This window comes from Acidobacterium sp. S8 (assembly GCF_009765985.1).
GTDB lineage: Bacteria > Acidobacteriota > Terriglobia > Terriglobales > Acidobacteriaceae > Alloacidobacterium.
On record NZ_LMUM01000029.1, the window covers coordinates 71,716 to 89,659 of the forward strand.

General features: G+C 56.5%; 18 protein-coding genes. 13 read left to right on the top strand and 5 right to left on the bottom strand.

Going from position 1 to position 17,944, the window contains the following annotated elements:
- Positions 1 to 13 precede the first annotated feature (13 nt).
- A complete protein-coding gene (locus GSQ86_RS13715; protein WP_158750521.1) occupies positions 14 to 934 on the top strand; it encodes an amidohydrolase in 921 nt (306 codons plus the stop codon).
- Positions 935 to 969: 35 nt separating this feature from the next.
- Positions 970 to 1,938 (top strand): zinc-binding alcohol dehydrogenase family protein, encoded by a 969-nt coding sequence (locus GSQ86_RS13720; RefSeq protein WP_254062372.1) that lies wholly within the window; start codon positions 970 to 972, stop codon positions 1,936 to 1,938.
- 23 nt (positions 1,939 to 1,961) lie between these two features.
- Here the strand turns inward: GSQ86_RS13720 and GSQ86_RS13725 are convergent, their stop codons facing one another.
- Positions 1,962 to 2,240 carry a glycoside hydrolase domain-containing protein gene (locus GSQ86_RS13725; protein WP_256366840.1) on the bottom strand — a complete coding sequence of 93 codons (279 nt, stop codon included), beginning with the start codon at positions 2,238 to 2,240 and terminating at the stop codon, positions 1,962 to 1,964.
- 113 nt (positions 2,241 to 2,353) lie between these two features.
- Here GSQ86_RS13725 and GSQ86_RS13730 point away from each other — a divergent pair, with 113 nt between their 5' ends.
- The 7 genes from GSQ86_RS13730 (at position 2,354) to GSQ86_RS13760 (ending at position 9,507) form a co-directional block, all read left to right on the top strand.
- Positions 2,354 to 2,872, top strand: a complete 519-nt coding sequence (locus tag GSQ86_RS13730; RefSeq protein WP_158750523.1) for a DNA polymerase ligase N-terminal domain-containing protein — start codon at positions 2,354 to 2,356, stop codon at positions 2,870 to 2,872.
- 224 nt (positions 2,873 to 3,096) lie between these two features.
- Positions 3,097 to 4,347: an RNA polymerase sigma factor gene (locus GSQ86_RS13735; protein ID WP_254062373.1), complete on the top strand. Its 1,251-nt coding sequence runs from the start codon at positions 3,097 to 3,099 to the stop codon at positions 4,345 to 4,347.
- 86 nt (positions 4,348 to 4,433) lie between these two features.
- The gene (locus tag GSQ86_RS13740; RefSeq protein ID WP_158750525.1) at positions 4,434 to 5,063 is read left to right on the top strand and encodes a DUF5343 domain-containing protein; all 630 of its coding nucleotides are present in this window, start codon (positions 4,434 to 4,436) and stop codon (positions 5,061 to 5,063) included.
- Positions 5,064 to 5,639 (top strand): Swt1 family HEPN domain-containing protein, encoded by a 576-nt coding sequence (locus GSQ86_RS13745; RefSeq protein ID WP_158750526.1) that lies wholly within the window; start codon positions 5,064 to 5,066, stop codon positions 5,637 to 5,639.
- Positions 5,640 to 5,860: 221 nt separating this feature from the next.
- Positions 5,861 to 6,238, top strand: coding sequence for a YciI family protein (locus tag GSQ86_RS13750; RefSeq protein WP_158750527.1), 378 nt, complete (start codon positions 5,861 to 5,863; stop codon positions 6,236 to 6,238).
- A 106-nt stretch (positions 6,239 to 6,344) separates the two neighbouring features.
- On the top strand, positions 6,345 to 6,746 hold the full coding sequence (locus GSQ86_RS13755; protein ID WP_158750528.1) for a YciI family protein: 402 nt from the start codon (positions 6,345 to 6,347) through the stop codon (positions 6,744 to 6,746).
- A 274-nt stretch (positions 6,747 to 7,020) separates the two neighbouring features.
- Positions 7,021 to 9,507: an ADOP family duplicated permease gene (locus GSQ86_RS13760; RefSeq protein ID WP_158750529.1), complete on the top strand. Its 2,487-nt coding sequence runs from the start codon at positions 7,021 to 7,023 to the stop codon at positions 9,505 to 9,507.
- 84 nt (positions 9,508 to 9,591) lie between these two features.
- Here the strand turns inward: GSQ86_RS13760 and GSQ86_RS13765 are convergent, their stop codons facing one another.
- From GSQ86_RS13765 to GSQ86_RS13775, 3 genes are all read right to left on the bottom strand, one after another.
- Positions 9,592 to 10,392 carry a hypothetical protein gene (locus tag GSQ86_RS13765; RefSeq protein ID WP_158750530.1) on the bottom strand — a complete coding sequence of 267 codons (801 nt, stop codon included), beginning with the start codon at positions 10,390 to 10,392 and terminating at the stop codon, positions 9,592 to 9,594.
- Positions 10,393 to 10,409: 17 nt separating this feature from the next.
- Positions 10,410 to 10,973 (bottom strand): YceI family protein, encoded by a 564-nt coding sequence (locus tag GSQ86_RS13770; protein WP_158750531.1) that lies wholly within the window; start codon positions 10,971 to 10,973, stop codon positions 10,410 to 10,412.
- A gap of 76 nt (positions 10,974 to 11,049) precedes the next feature.
- On the bottom strand, positions 11,050 to 12,180 hold the full coding sequence (locus tag GSQ86_RS13775; RefSeq protein WP_158750532.1) for an NAD(P)/FAD-dependent oxidoreductase: 1,131 nt from the start codon (positions 12,178 to 12,180) through the stop codon (positions 11,050 to 11,052).
- A gap of 189 nt (positions 12,181 to 12,369) precedes the next feature.
- On the opposite strand from GSQ86_RS13775, the gene GSQ86_RS13780 reads away from it, so the two are divergent.
- A complete protein-coding gene (locus tag GSQ86_RS13780) occupies positions 12,370 to 13,128 on the top strand; it encodes a hypothetical protein (RefSeq protein WP_158750533.1) in 759 nt (252 codons plus the stop codon).
- An 88-nt stretch (positions 13,129 to 13,216) separates the two neighbouring features.
- On the opposite strand, the gene GSQ86_RS13785 is transcribed toward GSQ86_RS13780, so the two are convergent.
- Positions 13,217 to 13,852, bottom strand: a complete 636-nt coding sequence (locus tag GSQ86_RS13785; protein WP_158750534.1) for a DUF2306 domain-containing protein — start codon at positions 13,850 to 13,852, stop codon at positions 13,217 to 13,219.
- Positions 13,853 to 14,825: 973 nt separating this feature from the next.
- Here GSQ86_RS13785 and GSQ86_RS13790 point away from each other — a divergent pair.
- From GSQ86_RS13790 to GSQ86_RS23525, 3 genes are all read left to right on the top strand, one after another.
- Positions 14,826 to 15,503 (top strand): response regulator transcription factor, encoded by a 678-nt coding sequence (locus GSQ86_RS13790; protein ID WP_158750553.1) that lies wholly within the window; start codon positions 14,826 to 14,828, stop codon positions 15,501 to 15,503.
- The gene (locus GSQ86_RS13795) at positions 15,484 to 16,953 is read left to right on the top strand and encodes an ATP-binding protein (protein ID WP_158750535.1); all 1,470 of its coding nucleotides are present in this window, start codon (positions 15,484 to 15,486) and stop codon (positions 16,951 to 16,953) included. The genes GSQ86_RS13790 and GSQ86_RS13795 overlap by 20 nt, the downstream gene beginning before the upstream one ends.
- A 426-nt stretch (positions 16,954 to 17,379) precedes the next feature.
- On the top strand, positions 17,380 to 17,944 hold a 565-nt coding region (locus tag GSQ86_RS23525), incomplete at its 3' end, for a multicopper oxidase domain-containing protein (RefSeq protein ID WP_254062375.1).

Consider the following 17,944-nt stretch of genomic DNA (forward strand, 5'->3'; position numbering starts at 1 on the left):
CCTTTCATGTGCAATGCAAAATGATAAAGTAGACGCTAACGTGGACTCGTTTCGAATCGACGCACATCACCATTTATGGCGCTACTCGGCTGAGGAATATGGCTGGATTGACGATACTATGCAGCCGTTGAAGCAGGATTTTCTCGCTTCCGAATTGCTGCCTGCCCTGATTTCAGCTCATGTCGACGGCGCCGTTGCGGTACAGGCGCGGCAGACGATTGCTGAAACCGAGTGGCTGCTTGCCATAGCCCAAACGACTCCTTCGATATGGGGAGTTGTGGGCTGGCTTCCTATATCCTCGCCTGACTTCAGGAGTCATCTTGATCTTTTCAGTGGTGACCCTCTGCTGAAGGGCTTGCGTCATGTCGTTCAGGCTGAAGCCGAAGGATTTCTTGATCAAAAAGAATTCGACGACGGCATCTCGGCGATTGAGGGAGCAGGTCTTGTCTATGACATCCTGATCCTCGAGAGCCAGCTTGCGGAGACGATGCGATTTGTAGATCGCCATCCTAAGCAGAGTTTTGTGCTGGATCACATCGCCAAGCCCCGGATCGCCGACGACGAGATCGAGCCATGGGGAAGCAGGATACGCGAGCTGAGTCTGCGTCCCAATGTAGTCTGTAAAGTCTCCGGAATGGTTACGGAGGCAGACCCGCATCACTGGACTCCCGCAAAGTTGCAGCCTTACTTCGATGTGGTTCTTGACGCCTTCGGACCGCAGCGTCTCATGACTGGAACAGACTGGCCGGTCCTGACCCTCGGGTGCGAATATTCGCAATGGTGGGGTATCGTCGAGGACTGGATTTCCCCGCTCACTCCCGATGAACGCGCTCAGATTCTCGGCGGAACTGCGGCGCGGGTATACGGTCTGCAAGCACGCGCGGCCGATGCTGCTCAAAGTGAGAAGCAGATATCACAAGGAGAATCCATCTGAGAGCGCTTTCACTCTTCGCGCCGGGCGATCTTCGCGTGATTCGGGTCGAAGAGCCGATCTCCACCAACGGCACTCTTTTGCTGCAAGTGGAGATGGTGGGCATGTGCGGCACGGACCTGAACAGCTTTCGCGGCAACAATCCACTGATCAGCTATCCACGCATTCTCGGTCATGAGATTGCCGCCACCGTCATCGAGGGTTCAGCCGCTCTGCTTTCCGGAACGCGCGTCACGGTAGCGCCGTACACGAGTTGCGGCAGATGCGCCTCCTGTCTCCGTGGCCGAACGAATGCCTGCCAGTTCAATGAAACTTTCGGTGTCCAGCGCGATGGCGGCATGACAGAGCTGCTGCGGGTGCCGGAGTCAAAGGTGTATCCCTCCGGCCTTTCTTACAAAGAGCTTTGTATTGTTGAACCGCTCACCGTAGGCGTGCATGCGGTGGCACGTGGCCGCGTGACATCATCCGATATAGTCGCTGTCTTCGGCTGCGGCGGCGTTGGCCTAGGCGCCATCGCGGGTGCAGCATTTCGTGGAGCGCGCACCATTGCCGTTGACCTCGACGATGAGAAGCTCGATATCGCCCGCGCGGCCGGGGCCACGGATCTGATTCACTCAAAACGCGACAATCTTCACGAAAGGCTTCGGGAATCGACGGAAGACAAGGGACCTGACGTCATCATCGAAGCCATCGGCCTGCCTGAGACGTTCCGCGCCGCGGTTGAGGAGGTGGCATTCACCGGACGCGTCGTCTACATAGGCTATGCAAAGCAGCCGGTGGCTTATGAAACAAAACTCTTCGTGCAAAAGGAGCTCGATATCCTCGGCTCACGGAATGCGCTTCCCTCCGATTTCAAAGAAGTCATCGCGATGCTCGAAGCGGGCCGTTTTCCAGTAGACCGGGCCGTAAGCGCGATCGTAGCGCTGGAGGAAGCTCCCGCTATCATGGCGCGATGGTCCGACAGTCCCGCGCTCTTTACCAAGATCATGGTTCAGATGCACGTATAGCAACGGAACCGGTCTGGCAGCGGTCAGTCGGAGACGACGATTTGCCCTTGCCGAATAAGGATTAAACAACCTTTGCCGGGAGAAACTTGAATATCCTGATCAAGACGGCAGGTATTCGCGAGCTGGAAATAATCCATATCTGGCGTTGATATTTTGGCTAGTTGCGGTTCGATGCGAACCTTCTTCCAATCTAGCTCCTCGAGCATGTCAGAACTCACCCCGAATGGAATGCCGGACATTTCAATGAGCCAGAAACCGGGTGGAGAGTCAGGGTTAAATCCTTCGGCAAGCCTTTGGGGGATCGTCGCTCCGGTATCCTAGAGCATCTGCCAGGAGAGGCGGATAAGCGGGAGGAAGACGCTGCGAGATGGAAGCAGAAGCCAACCGTCGTGCTCTTTGCGAGCGCGCCTATGCTATGAAAAAACATCAAGCAACGCGCCTCCATTACGACCTCAGACTGGAGTGGAACGGAGTGCTGCTGAGCTGGGCGCTTCCGGAGGGGCCCAGTTGCTGTGCCGGAGCGATTCGTAAAGCCATCGAGATGGAGGATCACAGCAGAGCGAACCTGCTGTTCGAAGGAGTGCATGAGACAGGCCCTATCATGCTCTGGGATCGCGGAACGTGGGAGCCACAGCTGGAATCCCTTGATATCCAGAGCGCGCTGCGCAGGGGCGTCCTGCAATTTACGTTACATGGAGAAAAGCTGAAAGGCAGCTGGACGCTCGCCAGAATCAACAGCGCCGGAAATGCCCCACGGCCTGTTTGGACACTCAGGAAGCAAGCCGATTCGTTCGCCGAAAGCCCCGCCGACAAGTGCATCCTGGAAAGACTGCCGAACAGCGTCACAGGAAGGACTATGAGAGAAATTGTTCAAGATTGGACAAGACCCAGGGACAGATACGAGCGGCAAATAAGGCTTTTCGACGAGTTGTAGGTCATAAGAACTATTTCTTCACGCCGGCGGATGCCGAGCTCGCGCGACTGCAAGGAACGACGGCCATGTGGCTCGCATTCCATGGCCGGTGAGTGAATTGGCGATTATGCGCTTACTGACGATGCGCAAGAGATCGTAACACCGATGAATTGTGGGTAAAGGAGCCCGAGGGCAGTTGTGTCCAGCGCCTCTGTTTTGCTAGGTTGGCGTACATGCCGGCGCCGGTGCCTGAACAACTCAGCAGGACCATTGAGACTCTCTACCGGTCGGAATCGGGCCGGGTCCTGGCGACGCTCGTGCGCCTCCTCGGAGACCTGGACCTGGCCGAAGAGTCGATGCACGAGGCGTTCGCTGTCGCTCTGGAGTCCTGGACGCAGGCTGGCATTCCGGACAATCCACGGCCTTGGCTAATTTCAACGGCACGCTTCAAGGCCATAGACGCTATACGCCGACGCGCGCGCTTCGATGGAGCACAGAGAGATCTTGTCGCCCATATGGAATCGCGCGTCAATGACGCTCCCAGCGGAGATGAAGAGATTGAGGACGATCGCCTTCGTCTGATTTTCACCTGCTGCCATCCCGCTCTGCCTCCGGAAGGACAGGTTGCGCTCACTCTTCGCGAAGTCTGCGGCCTGACAACGGAAGAGATTGCCCGGGCATTTCTGATTACACCGGCAACGCTCGCCCAACGCATCGTGCGCGCCAAGGCAAAGATTCGCGAGGCATCGATTCCATACGAGGTACCGACGCCGCAGGAGTTGCCGGAGCGACTGGACGCGGTGCTTCAGGTCATCTATCTCGTCTTTAACGAGGGTTACTCGGCTGCAGCGGGAGCGGAGGTGACGCGGGCTGAGCTAACCGGCGAGGCGATTCGATTGGGACGGCTACTGATCGAACTCCAGGCAGAGGCTGAGGGCCCAAAGCCGGAAATCATGGGGCTGCTTGCCCTGATGTTGCTTCATGAATCCCGTCGCGCCGCGAGAGCCTCTTCGACTGGAGAGCTGATTTTGCTGGAGAATCAAGACCGCTCGCTCTGGAACCGGAAGCAGATCGCGGAGGGAATGGCGTTGGTGGAGAAGGCCCTGAACTCCCGCCGCTTCGGACCTTACACGCTGCAAGCTGCGATCGCGGCCGTTCATGCGGAGGCGGAATCAACCGCTGCGACCGACTGGCGGCAGATTGTTGCGATTTACGACCAATTGGTACGCATTCAGCCTTCGCCGGTTGTCCATCTGAATCGTGCCGTGGCCATTGCCATGCGCGATGGCCCAGAGGCCGGTCTGGCACATATCGACGCGGTGCTGGAGCATGGCGAATTGGCTAATTACTACCTGGCGCATGCAGCCCGTGCCGATATGTACCGCAGGCTCGGCAGGACGGCTGAGGCTCGGTCCGCTTATGAGAAAGCTCTGACGCTGACCCAACAGGAACCGGAGCGCCGTTTTCTCGCTAGGCGACTCGAGGAATTGGAATAAAAATAGTTCGCCTCTGGTTCTCTTGAGTTGGCAGATTCAGAGTAGGATTGACACGGCCACAATAAGCTACAAGGAGCGACACCGGAATGGCAGAATATCCACCCTACGTCAACGCCTACAACGGCATCGCCAAGCTGTTCGAAAAGATCAAGGCCGCCGCAGTTCCGCCAAAGTTCACAGTCGATTTCATGGGCTCGATGTTGGACCTGAAGTCATCGAGCTACCGGGCAATGATCCCGCTGCTTAAGAGACTCGGGTTCATCGACCAAGCGAATGCGCCGACACAGGCCTACAAGGACTATCGGGAAGACTCCTTGTCAGGAACAATCATGGCCGAGCGGCTCAAAGAAGCATATAAGCCCTTGTTCCAAGCGAATGAGTATGCGTGGCGTCTGGAAAAAAAGGAGCTGGTGTCCAAACTCCGCAGTTTGACGGGAGCCGCCGAAGACGACGCAAACATCCAATATGTCGCCTCTACCTTCTTGGAGTTGTCAAAGTTGGCAAATTGGACCGGGACCGCGCCAAAGCCAAAGCGAGAGGAACAAGGAGCACCCGTCGACGGGGCGGGCACGGGCGGTCAGCGGAGGGAGCGCGAAGAGCTAGAAGGCGGCCTACGTCTCTCCTACACGATCAACCTCAACTTACCAGCCACGACAGAAATCGAAGTGTTCAACGCGATCTTCAAGAGCTTGCGCGAGAATCTGCTGAGGCAATAGATGGCCGTGGACGACCTGATCAAGCTGTTCGGCATGCAGAACCTCTTACTGGAGTCCGAACTCAAGAAGCTGGAAGACTCGGGCATCCAGATAGAGCACGCCAAGACAATCCAGAATGCCGAGATCGTTGACGTCGATCTGTTCGAGATCGACATTCTCCAAGAGGCGCGCCGCATGGCCGATTTCTATGTCATCTATTATGCGCTGGAGAACTCCATCCGCCGCCTTATCGCGGAGCGATTGCTGGAGAAGCACGGGCCGAACTGGTGGGCGGACAAGGTGCCCGAAGACGTCCGGAACGATGCCGCCAAGAAGCAGAGGGAGGAGCGCGACACAACCATGTCCATCCGATCCGAGGACCCGTTGGCCTATACAAACTTCGGCGAACTTATAAGCATCTTCGATGCGAACTGGCCCGACTTTTCGGACACGATCCGAAGCCAGAAGGCGATGCAGCAGATACTCTCGCAGTTCAACAAGATTCGGAATACAGTCGCGCACAGCTGCGAATTGAACGAGGACGAGATTACACGGTTCAAGTTATCTGTGAAGGATTGGTTCAGAATCCAGAGTTAGAACTCCTGAAAATCGGGGATAGATGGAACCTTTCCCAATTTCCTGTCGGGAAAAACCGAAAACGTCACGTCTGTCCCCATTTTCCCAAAAAAAATTCGCCTCTGCTGTCGATTTTCCCTCTTCCCAACGACTATAGGGCAAAAGAACGATGAGCTACGGCTCCTGAGTGAACAGGAAACGAGTCATCGGGAACAAACCACAGAAACCAAGGAGAAAAAGTCATGCCACAGTATCTGGTTGCGAACTACCTCCCCGACAACTTCGACCCGTCCACTGTAACCGAAGCGATGATGGAAGAGATCCACGCGCTCAACCGCGAAATGATTGCTGCCGGCGTGAGGAAGTTCGCCTGCGGCATTTCCCCGGCCGCCAACGCCAAGACAGTGCGGAAGCAGTCCGACGGCACGGTGCGCGTTACCGACGGACCGTACATCGAGACCAAGGAGCACATGGGCGGATTCTGGATACTGGAAGCCGCCGATCTGGATGAGGTACTTGCATGGGCGAAGAAGGCTGCCATCGCCTGCGATGTGCCCGGAGAGGTGCGCGAACTTCTTTTCTACCCGGCTCCGGAACAAGGGCCCGGCGGCAGCAAGTAAACAACCCGGCGGCTGCGGCTTCGGAACACGCGCCCAGTGACGAGATAAAGGAGCCAGCGCGAAGCTACGCCGCTGGCTCGCACCCGGAAGGAAGAGGAGAAGAACAGTGAAATATCTCTGTTTTGGCTACTACGACAAAGGCAAATTCGATGGCATGACTGATGCCGAGCGAAACGCCATGTTCGATGCATGCTTTGAATATGACGACCATCTTCGCGCCAATGGCAACTGGGCCGGGGGAGAAGCGCTTCAGGGGCCGGAGACCGCCCTGACCCTGTCCTGGAAGAACGGCAAAGTGGCAACTACCGACGGTCCCTATGCCGAAACCAAGGAACAGCTCGGCGGCATTCTCGTCCTTGAGGCGCGGGACATGAATCATGCTGTACAGCTCATGGCGCAGCATCCGGCGATGACGTATGGCAACATTTTCGAGATTCGGCCAGCCGGGGACATGAACGAAATCATCAAGGCAAGTGAGCAGCGACGGAGACAAAACACTGCACTCTGAAGGCGGCCTACGGAAAATGGATTGACTGCGATGCCGAAGAATTGAAAAAAAATAGTTCGTCTCTACTGTCGATTTTGTCTGAGTGCGACGACTATAAGGTGAATCCAGTGCGCAAAGCTTTGCTGCTGGCTCCCATCAGGCGGAGAAGAACAATGATGTGCGGAAACGGACGACACGAACGAAGCAGAGTGATATCAGGTCATTTTTTTCGCTCTAGCATTTCGCATTTGACGCATGTAATGCTGGATACTCCAACAGGAATCGGGGTGGTGACATGTCATTCCTTCGCGATCTAAAAGTTGCGTTCCATTCGTTAACTCGTACTCCCGGGCTGGCGATCACGGTGATTCTCACGCTGTCGCTTGGCATCGGCGCCAACGCAGCTATCTTCACGCTGGTGCGCGGCGTCCTTCTTAAGCCCCTGGCCAACCGTGACGAGAACCGTCTGATCTATATCCGCCAGAGCGCGCCAGGCATTCACGATGAAAACACCACCTTTTCCGTACCTGAGATCCAGGACTTGCACGCCAGTGTCAAAACCTTGAGCGCATTCGGCGACTTCTCCACCATGGATTTCACCATGGTCGGTCTCGGTGAGCCGCGTTCCATTCAAGGTGGCGTCGTCAGCGGCAACTTTTTCGATGTGATGGGCCTTCATCCCGTCCTCGGGCGTCTCATCGGACCTCAGGATGATGGCCCCAATGCTGCCGGAGTCGTGGTTCTCACCTATCGTTTCTGGGCCACCGCTCTTGGCAAGGATCCTTCGGTCATCGGTAAGACGGTTCGCCTCGGCAGCATTGGGGAACGGTCGGCGAAAATCATCGGCGTCCTCGAACCCTGCGTCCCATACCCGCAGGAAACCGAAATCGTCTCCAACATCGTCACCAGCCCGCATCATCTCTCCGCGACCATGGTCACGGGCCGCATTCATCGCATGACTGAGCTTTTCGGCCGTCTCGCGCCCGGAGCCACCCTCGACCAGGCTCGTGCTGAGCTGCGTACCGTCTACTCCACAATGAAGAAAGACCATCCCGAGGCCTACTCGAAGCAAGCTGACTTCCAGATAGAAGCCCGGATGTTTCGCGACGAAATTACGTCTGGCGCCAGGGATGTGCTTCTGGTGTTACTCGCAGCCTCGGCGCTCGTGTTCATCATTGCTTGTTGCAACGTCGCCAACCTGATTCTGGCACGGACGGTTCGCCGCGAAGGCGAACTCGCAGTCCGCATGGCGCTTGGCGCCAGCAGGGGCGCGCTGCGCCGCATGCTGTTGGCTGAAAGCCTGGTACTCTGTGGCGCCGGTGCCCTGATCGGTGTGGTAAGTGCCCGACCGATGGTCGCTATGCTCGCCCGTTATGCCTCGAAGTTTTCGGTCCGCGCCATCGACTTAAAAGTAGATTCCAGCCTGCTATGGGTAGGAGCAGCACTGGCCATCGTTGCGGCGGTGATCCTCGCGTTTGTCCCGCGTCTGCCGTCGTCTGCCTCGTCGAGTGGGGTGGGCCTTTCAAATGGGACTGTGCGCATCACCAGCGGCACGAACCGCCGCCAGCAGATCTTCGCGGTGACACAAATCGCCGCTTCATTCGTACTGCTGGTCGGCGCAAGTATGTTGATCTCGACACTCGTCGCGCTGCAAAGAACGCGGACGGGCTTGGACACGCAACGCGTTCTCGCTATCGATGTTCCGGCTATGTCCTATGGAAAGACACCACAGCAGGTCGTTGATTTCTACAAGGAAGCGATGCGCCGCATTGATGCGCTACCGGGCGTGAACAAGGCCGCGTTCGGCGACGTCGTTCCCTGGCGCGACAATGGCCCCGGCACCGGAGGTCTGCAATTTTCTGCTGATGGTCACGTCCATTCCCGCGGCGAAGAGGACCCCCGCGCGTCGTCGCGCACTATCTCTCCCGGATACTTTGCAGCGCTTGGTGTTCCCATAGTCGCCGGCCGCGATTTCAACGCGCTCGACGGCGAGAACAAGGACGACCCGGTCGTTATCGTCAGCCAGACGCTCGCACAACGCATGTTCCCCAATCAGGATCCCATCAATCGACATGTCTTTTGGACGGATCCCGTATTGCAATTCTTCCCCGGAACGGATGCCGACAAAGCACGCCTTGTGGCGCCGCACCGCATCATCGGTGTCGCAGCCGATATTGACGATGGTCACCTCGTTCCTGAACCCACAGTCACTGTCTATGACCCCCTTGAGGGAGGTGTGATTTTTGGCGGTCGCCTGTTCATACACACAACCAGAGATCCGTACGCGCTGGTCGCGCCAATCACGCGCCTGATTCGATCGATGTCCGCCGATCAGCCCGTCGAGCACGCGGCCACTCTTGAAGATATCCGCGCCGAAGTGCTTACACCAGATCGATTGAACTCGCTGGTGTTCGGCGTCTTTGCAGCAGTTGCGCTGGCCATCGCGGTGGTGGGCGTAGCAGGCGTGCTGATATTTTCGGTAAGTGCGCGCACGCGTGAATTCGGGATCCGACTGGCGCTTGGATCGGAACCTCAACGGATTCTTAAAGGTGTCATAGCAGAGGGCGCCATGATGGCTGCACTCGGCGTACTCGTTGGCGCAGCGTTCGGGTTCGTGGCAGCGCGTTTAGCGGGTAGCTATTTTGTTGAAATGAAGATGCCGGGCGCGTTGCCCGTGGTCATTTCCGCGTTCCTACTGATGACGGTTGCCGTTGTCGCATCACTTCTGCCCGCAGCTCGCGCTGCCCGTGTCGATGTAATGGAGGCACTCCGCTCCGAATAAGAGTTCGCCCTCGCACAGGAAATTGGAAGGAATTCTCAAACTGGCGAGAACAGGGCAATCCGAACCACGTCTTGAGGGCTTTTCCTATTCAGGGTGCCACGGGTGGACATTGAGGTTGCGTGACAACATCAATTTAAGCGTCCATTTGTCCGAAGCCGCAGTCAACCCGTACCCGACACCGCTCTCAATATTCAAACCAAGAAACTTGCTGCCTGAGTAATCCGTAGTCGCCCAGACCTCGTGAAATTGCTTAGAAAGTGGCAAGAACCCGTGCAGCGGGCCGAAACCGTCGTACTCTTCCGCGGCAACGGCCCACCTGTCGTTGAAGTTGTATGCCACTCTCCCCGAGGGGTTGTACTGGAGGTTTCCAAGTCCACCGGTATAGTCCGTGTCGAGAATCGGGTTGTAGATGAAATCCCATGGGTGCAAGTGCAGCCCCACGATCGGCCTGATTTCGGAGGTAATCGTCCTGGACTCCCAGTAGCTGTGATTGACGCTAAACTCAAAATTGGCCGCGTAGAAAAACTTGCGATCGTGAGCGTTGGGTCGCACGAATAGTTCGCGAATCTTGAAGCCGTTGATCGTCGAGCCATAGTTCGAAGAATAGGGCGAGGTTACGGGCATATAAAGTCCTTGCTCGAACCACGGCATAACTCGGTACGCCCATTCGGCAGTGACCTGATACGAATGATTGGCTATGATCGCCCCAGGATAGTCGGGCACGGTCCGTCCCTTGGGCGTGAAGTTGTTGTGGATCATCAGATTGAATATTCCCGGTGGCGCAATCTCTCCGTCGTAGACCTGGATCTCATCGGTTTGCGCTAAAGCCACCACCGGCATTGAGATGAGACAAAGAGTGGCCAATCCAATCGCACGCATATTCATTTTTGGCGAGAATCTCCTTAGTTTGAGATCTGGCCAACGAGATTGAGATCAATCGCTACATCATTCTCTGCCTTCCAGATCAGGAAGCTCGGGTTCTTCAGGCCCCACTGCACATAGGGAACGACGAATTGCCCCTTCGCCGTTGCCTTCGAGCCATCGATGTGGATCTGCATCGGAATCGTCAGGTCGTGAGGAGTGCCGAGGAGAGTGAACACTCCGCTCACCTGAATGGTCGAGTCGCCTGAAGCAGCAATCGTTCCGTTGTATGTTTTAGGAGCGAAAGAGACGGTGGAGAACTGGTCCACCTTGAGAATGTCTTTGTTCATCTTTTTATCGCGGCTGTCGTTTCCCGTCATGCCGCTGCCCGCTGCGACGATGACTGTTCCCGATATATTGGAAGCGGTGCGGTCGAAATTGATTGATCCGGACTGTACGTGGAAGATGCCGTTGACGACCTCGTGGGTCGTGTTGAGCTTCATCTTGACGTCGCTGGCATCGGGATTGACGGTGAAGGTTTGATGCTGGGCGAGTGCGGCTGGACCGAGTATGACCGCGAGGGCTAAGACTGCGAAGGATTTCATTCCATCTCCCCTAAAGCGTTTTGACTCTACCCTAATGCGTTTTGACTATTGAGAGCTGCTTTGGCGTGGCTCGATTTCAGTTGGCGAACACTTGTGGAGCAACAGCGGCGGGCTGGGTGACACGCGTGAGTCTAGCTGTTACGCGCATCGCACCGGGCCAGACGCTGAGGCAGAACGGCAGTACAGCGCGCGCGAGTGCGTTGTTCAAGCCGCCGGCGGCGATTTCGGCAAGACGCATCTGGGGCAGCATCGCGGAGCGCAATCTTGTCTGCAAGACCGGCGCCGGCTCCCCCGCAAGATAAGCGGTGGCGGCACGACGGGCAGTGTGCAGGGCGACGGAGATACCATCGCCGGTGAAGGATGGGATTACGGCTGCCTGATCGCCGATACAGTAAAGCCCATCCTCGGTTGTGCGGCGGATGTAACCATACGGGATATGAGTGATGGCGATCGGTTTGTCGAGCAGCGGCTCCGCACCGTCAAGCCGCATCGCGAGGTGGGGACAGTCCTGCTGCATCTTCGCAAGAAGGCCCTCCCAGCGAAGACCTGAACGTGCAAAATATCGCCGTTGCACCACACAGCAGAAATTCGTAACGCCGTCTTCCACCCGTTGGATACCACCGTAGCCTCCGGAATAGAGCGTCAGCTCGGAGGCGTCCGCCAGGTCAGCGGTCTGGACGGCAGACAGTCGGTAATACGTCTTGAAAGCGACCCATTGGTGAGGGTCCTTCGGACGCCCGTGTCCGCGCAGATCATGCTTGCCCGTTGCTAGAAAGGCCGTTGGAGCTTCATAACTGGTACCGTCGTCGAGCGTAGCCTGCCAGAGGTTGGTGGTCTTGCGATTGAGCGATTGCACACCGCGACCGCGCTTGACGCGGACTCCCGCAGCGATGGCTGCGGCGATGAGCGCTGTATCCAGCGCTTTGCGGGTGAGCGAAGCCGCGGGAAAAGGCAGCGGAGCCTCAACTGCGCGTCCGGCCGCGGCGAGGCGAACGTAATCGATGGGGACCGCGCCAAGCGAGGCCACGTTGATGCCGAGTGCATGCAGGTCTTCAAGGGCCTCACCGCTTAGGAACTCTCCGCAGACCTTATGACGCGGCGTGGGCTCGCGCTCGATTAGCGTGACGCTCCGTCCCTTTCGAGCGAGTGCGATTGAAGCCGCACAGCCTGCCACTCCGCCACCGAGGATCAGTACTTCGTCTTGCAAAGCACTCCCTCCGAACTCGATGCATATTCAATCAATTTGTAAAGGGCTCCATAGTTCTAGTAGACATCGAGAAAGCAGTTCGGCACGTTATTCTGTACAAATCGTCATTTTGGAGCTGGGTGCGCTGCCTGGATGGAGGCGTCTAAGGTGTTAGAACGGGGTATTCGATTGACGAGAAACGGTTTCCTAATGTCGGCTCTTTACGCGATGACTTTGTGCATCGCCGCTGCGGCGGTACCGATTTCAGTGAGACATATTCAACGGCCAATGCACCGGTTTATGGTGACCCGCTCCGAGGATGGAAAAACCATTGCCAGCGGTGAGTTTTCGCAGGTTGTGCAGGGCAATGAAGTAACTATGCGCCTGACCTATCACTTTGTCGATGGATCGATTGATGATGAGGCGACAACGTACACGCAGCAGGGTACGTTCCGGTTAGTGCGCAACCATCACATACAGAAAGGGCCGTTCTTTACAAAGCCCATCGACTTCACGGTAGAAGCTGCTACTGGCATAGTGACCAGCCGCACAATAGACAAGAATGCCAAGATACGCGTCGAGAGCAAACACATGGACCTGCCGAATGACCTGGCGAATGGCTTCGTTGGGACATTGCTGCTGAACGTGCCGTACAATACGGCGCCATTTCGGGTGGGGATGCTGGCGCCAGTCGGCGGCGGGCGGTTGATTAGGCTTCTGATCTCGCCGGAGGACGAGCAGACGGTTCACTTGGCAGGACAGACCCTCAAGGCGACAGTGTTTCGCATTCATCCGGATTTGGGCGGCATCGTGGGGCTGATTGCGCGGCTAACCGGTCTTCAGCCGAAAGATGTGATGGTGTGGGTACTGGAGGGTGAGGAGCCTGCGGTGGCGGTAATTGTTGGACAGTTCGGTGGTTACGGGCCTGTAGTCAGCTCGGAGCTTGAGGGGGACAGCTTCGAGAAATAGGACATGTCGCAAACCTAATCACAAGGTCGATATGTGGATTGCCGCGTTTATAACATTGGCCCTTAAAATCTCATGCCTTCCTATCCGATCAGTTACGACGAGTGGTGAGCTCGCGCCAGTTGAGGCCGAGCTCCACGATCAGCAGCGAGGCAAGTGTGAACGCAATCACGCCGACGGCAGATAAGACGTCGCCCAGGTGGCTCCAGTAACGCGGCCAGAGGTTGAGGACGCGGCTGGAGACAAAGGTGAACGTAACTGCATAGGAGCGCGCCATCCATTGGCGGTGCTGTGTGATTTGGCGGTTGCGCGCAGTGATAAAGGCGGCTGTGGTGCAGACCATCCAGGCAGCGGCCTGCATGGAGGTTCCGGGAAGACCCGGGCGGCCGGCTGCGAGAGCGATCCCCGTGAAGGAACCAACAAACACGGAAATGACGTAGATGCGGCCGAGGATGCGATGGAGTTGCAGGTGACGCTCGCGGATCCTCGAGGAGAAATTGATTGGGCCGATCAAAAGAGCGAAGATTCCGGCGAGGGTATGCGGGATGAGAAGATGGCGGTCGGCAATGACCTGTAGACGGTAGGCGTGGTACATCGGATAGTCGGTGATGAGGAGCAGCTCTGAGGTAATGAAGACGAAGAGTACGGTGAGGCCAAGCGAGACCCAGAGAATCGTCTTGAATCTGGAACCGGCGGAACTGGGCGCTAGCAAAGTGGAAGTTGGCATTATTCGCCTCTTAGATGATTAGACGTGATGAGGTGCGTCATGAGGGTTACGGGGGCGAGAGGCTTCATATCACTTAGCCTAACGAGACGCTTCAGAATCATCGGCCTCATTTCCACCGTCCCATGCATAACCGTCCCGGCCGCCACCGCTCCACCATCACCGCCTCTCGCGCGACCTCAGCCGCAGCCAACAGGCGTACCCAATCCTACTTTCGGAAAGTCCGCCGGAACGACACCGGCCCATCATGCCGCACAAGCCAGTGCCAACACACTCAAACATCTGGCTATTCCACCCCGCCCGCTCCAAATCATTGATAAACCAATCTACTTGTACGGTCGCTTCCATCCACCTCGGCAGCGCGACGATCTCCTCGTCCTCAGGATGATGTGCCAACAGCGAATTAACAACGCGCCTTGCTGGGAAAGCCACCTTGCCGATAAACCTCATTCGCGTCATGCGACGAGAATCGGCCGAATCTTTCTGCAGATCGGGGAACGAATAGCGATGCGCGACGAGATCTTTGTTCTTTTGATAGCACTTTGCAGGGAGGGAATAGGATGACGATTTGTTCATGGAGGACGCAATCGGCGCAGATGTTGATTAATCCCCATAACCAACATGCTAAGTTACACATCAGTAAGCCACGTATGTGGTGTGAAGAACGTGTGAGTTCAGATCAATGCACTCAGGCCTAGCTCTTGATGTTCCATGAAATCAATAGCCAAAAATGACATCCGCGACTAGCCTGAAATTGATACGCATAACGCACCATTACATTGGAGTGTTCTTTGCGCCGACGATCCTCTTCTTCGCCATTACGGGAAGCCGTCAGATGTTTCGGACTGCACGAGACGAGCCGTGGGAGTTCTTACGTTCCTCCCGCGATTTTCGTTCATCTTTCGCAGTCGCATGAGAATCAACCGCGAGGATTGAAATAAAGCCATCGGCGGTCGAGGCGCAAAAGGATGGGATGATGCGGCTCCTGTTGGTCGAGGATGAACTCGAGATTCAAAGCTTCGTCAAGCAATCGTTGATGGACGCGGGCTACGAAGTTCATGCGGCAGAAGACGGAAATACCGCTGCTCTTCTCGCGGCGAAGCATGTTTATCACGGCATGATCGTCGATCTTGGACTGCCCGACCGGGACGGTATTGATCTTATCCTCCAGTTGCGGAAGTCGGGTGTCACCAGTCCTGTACTCATTCTTTCGGCAAGGCGGTCAGTGGACGACCGCGTGAAGGGACTGGAATTGGGAGGGGACGATTACCTGACGAAGCCCTTCGCGATCGCCGAATTGCTCGCCAGAATGCGTAATCTCCTCCGGCGCAACTCACCCCACACCGAAGACGCGAGCCGCCTGCGAGTTCGCGACCTGGAACTGGACATGCTCAAACGAAGAGCAACTCGAGGCGATGAAGTCCTTAACCTTAGTCCACAGGAGTTCGTCTTACTGGAGTACCTCTGCCGCCATGCCGGCAGAGTTGTAACCCGTTCCATGCTATTGACCGAGGTTTGGGGAATGCGGATTCAGCCCGACACGAATGTGGTTGATGTTCACATTTATCGTCTCCGCGGCAAGATTGACACCGAAGGGCGTGAGCCGCTGATCAAGACGTTGCGAGGTATCGGATATGTCCTCAAAGGAAGCTAATGCAATCATGCGAAGCGCCGCGTGGCGCATCTCGCTCTGGGCAAGCCTGGCGTTTGCCATCGGAACGATGCTGGTGTTCGCGATGCTTCATCGATTTGTTGCGGACGACATCCAGCGGCGAAGCGATGCATGGCTCTCGGGCGAAGTCGAAGTATTAGGTGACGTGGCCAAACGAACCCCAAAAGACCGCCTCTATCGGCGAGTTGTTGGGGAGATAGCAGAACTTGCCAGTCGTGAAGTTCCAAACCGTCAGCGATCCAGCGGCAACGAGAACGACGCTGTTTTCTTTCTTCAAGCAGGGGACAGCGGACCGGCTAAACTTTGGGTCGGCTCTGGAGATGGCGTCGCGAACCTCGCTGCCATCCGCTCTACTCGGGTATTACCTGACGTACCCTTCGATGTGCGGGTCTTGGGTTTCGGCACCCCATTCAGAGTTGCCTCAGTTCGCATAGAGGACGGCAGCAACGTCTATCTCGGTTTATCTGAACGTGACGAGCTTCACGTCTTGAGAAATCTTCGTGTACGGTTTCTCACTCTCTGGGTTGCCATTGTCTTGCTTGGCTTCGTGATCGTGTTTTACGCAACGTGGAAGATGTTAGGCCGCGTCAGTGAAATTACGGCGGCAGCGTCACGCATTGGCCAATCCGATCTGAGTAGCCGAGTTCCCGACACGCCGGGAAACGATGAGATCGGCCATCTGGCTCGCACCCTCAATCACATGCTCGACAGGATCGAGAACACCGTCCATCAACTACACACGATTACAGACTCCCTCGCACACGACCTGAGAAGTCCCCTCACCGCAATCCGCGGTAAATTGGAGACGGCTTTGGCCAGCGATGTTCGGGAGGATCATGCCGAGTCAATCGTTTCCGCCATCGACGAACTCGACCGCCTGACTGAATTCCTGAACACTTCGCTCGACGTGGCGGAGGCAAAAGCGGATGCCCTCCGGCTCTCGAGGACAGAGGTGGATCTCGACGCGCTTGTGAGAGGCATGATCGACCTCTACGAGCCTTCCATGAGTGAGAAGGGGCTAGGTGTTCAAATTCGAAGCTCAGGCTCAGTCAAAGTGTTCGCCGACCCAGCTCTCCTTCACCGCGTCATCGCCAACTTGCTCGATAACGAACTCAAACATCTGCCCGCTTCATTCTTGGTATGTATCTCGCTTCGAGCAGACGATCATACGGCTACGCTTATTGTGGAAGACAACGGCCCCGGCTTCGATGCGGAGATTGGTCGTCACCTCTTCCAGCGGAGAGTCAAAGGACGTGTATCGCGGGGGCACGGACTTGGACTCGCATTCGTTGAGGCGGTTGTCCGTGTTCACGGAGGATGCGTGACAGCCGTGAATCGTCATGAAGGAGGAGCCCAACTTACGGTCACTCTTCCCCTTTGCGAGGCTCAGAAGCAAGAGGAGAGTCATGCCCTCGCGCTGCTGAATGGGTAGCACTATGAATGCCTGGCTTAGCGCGTCCCGGAAGAAGCTACGCTGCAAAAGTGACGCGCATCCCGAATGCCCTCGATCAGCAGGGCCTGGCGATGATGGTCGAGCTAGATGTGTACAACAAGACGGGAGTCTGGCTCCTGGTATGTATCCGACGGTCGATTGGCCGGCCGGCGCTGGAGAGAATCTTCTGTTTGTTCCCGCCACGAGCGTCGTTACGACGACCGAACGAACTTTCGTTATTACTCAAATCAACGGTAAAGCGCACTGGGTTGATGTGCGGAAGGGTCCGGCTGCCGGTGAGAACGTTTCTATCTGAGGGCAGATCGCTGTCGACCAGGAGCTCATCAAGCGGGCTTCTGACGAGATTCGAGGAGGGACGCCACTCAGGTAGCTGAATCTAACCTGGATAAGGGAGAGCGAGAACAAATGGGCTTAACGCAGATTTCCCGACGTAAGTTTCTTGTAACAGCGGGCGCCGTAGCTGGAGTCTCGGCTCTGCGCCCGCAGGCGTTATACGGAGTTCCTCCCTCATTACCCGCGCAATCCGAGACGCCAGCCGATTACACCCTGACCATCGCGACCAAGCCAATCGAATTGGCTCCGAAACATATCGTGTCTGTAACTACCTACAACGGCCAGTTTCCTGGTCCTCTCCTCCGCTTCAAAGAAGGCCAGCGTGTCACGGTCGATGTACGCAACGAAACCGATGTTCCAGAGCAGCTTCATTGGCATGGTCAGGCTATTCCGACGGATGTAGACGGTGCGGCAGAGGAAAGAACGCCATTCATCCCTCCTCATGGGAGCCGGACAATTTCGTTCGTCCCCAACCCGTCTGGCTTTCGCTTTTATCACACGCATGTCCGAGCTGGGAGCGATCTCAGCAGAGGGCAGTACAGTGGGCTCGTCGGCCCGGTGTATATCGAGCCGAGAAGCAATCCTGGCCATTACGACCGTGAAATTTTCCTAACGCTGAAGGAATTTGAACCGACCT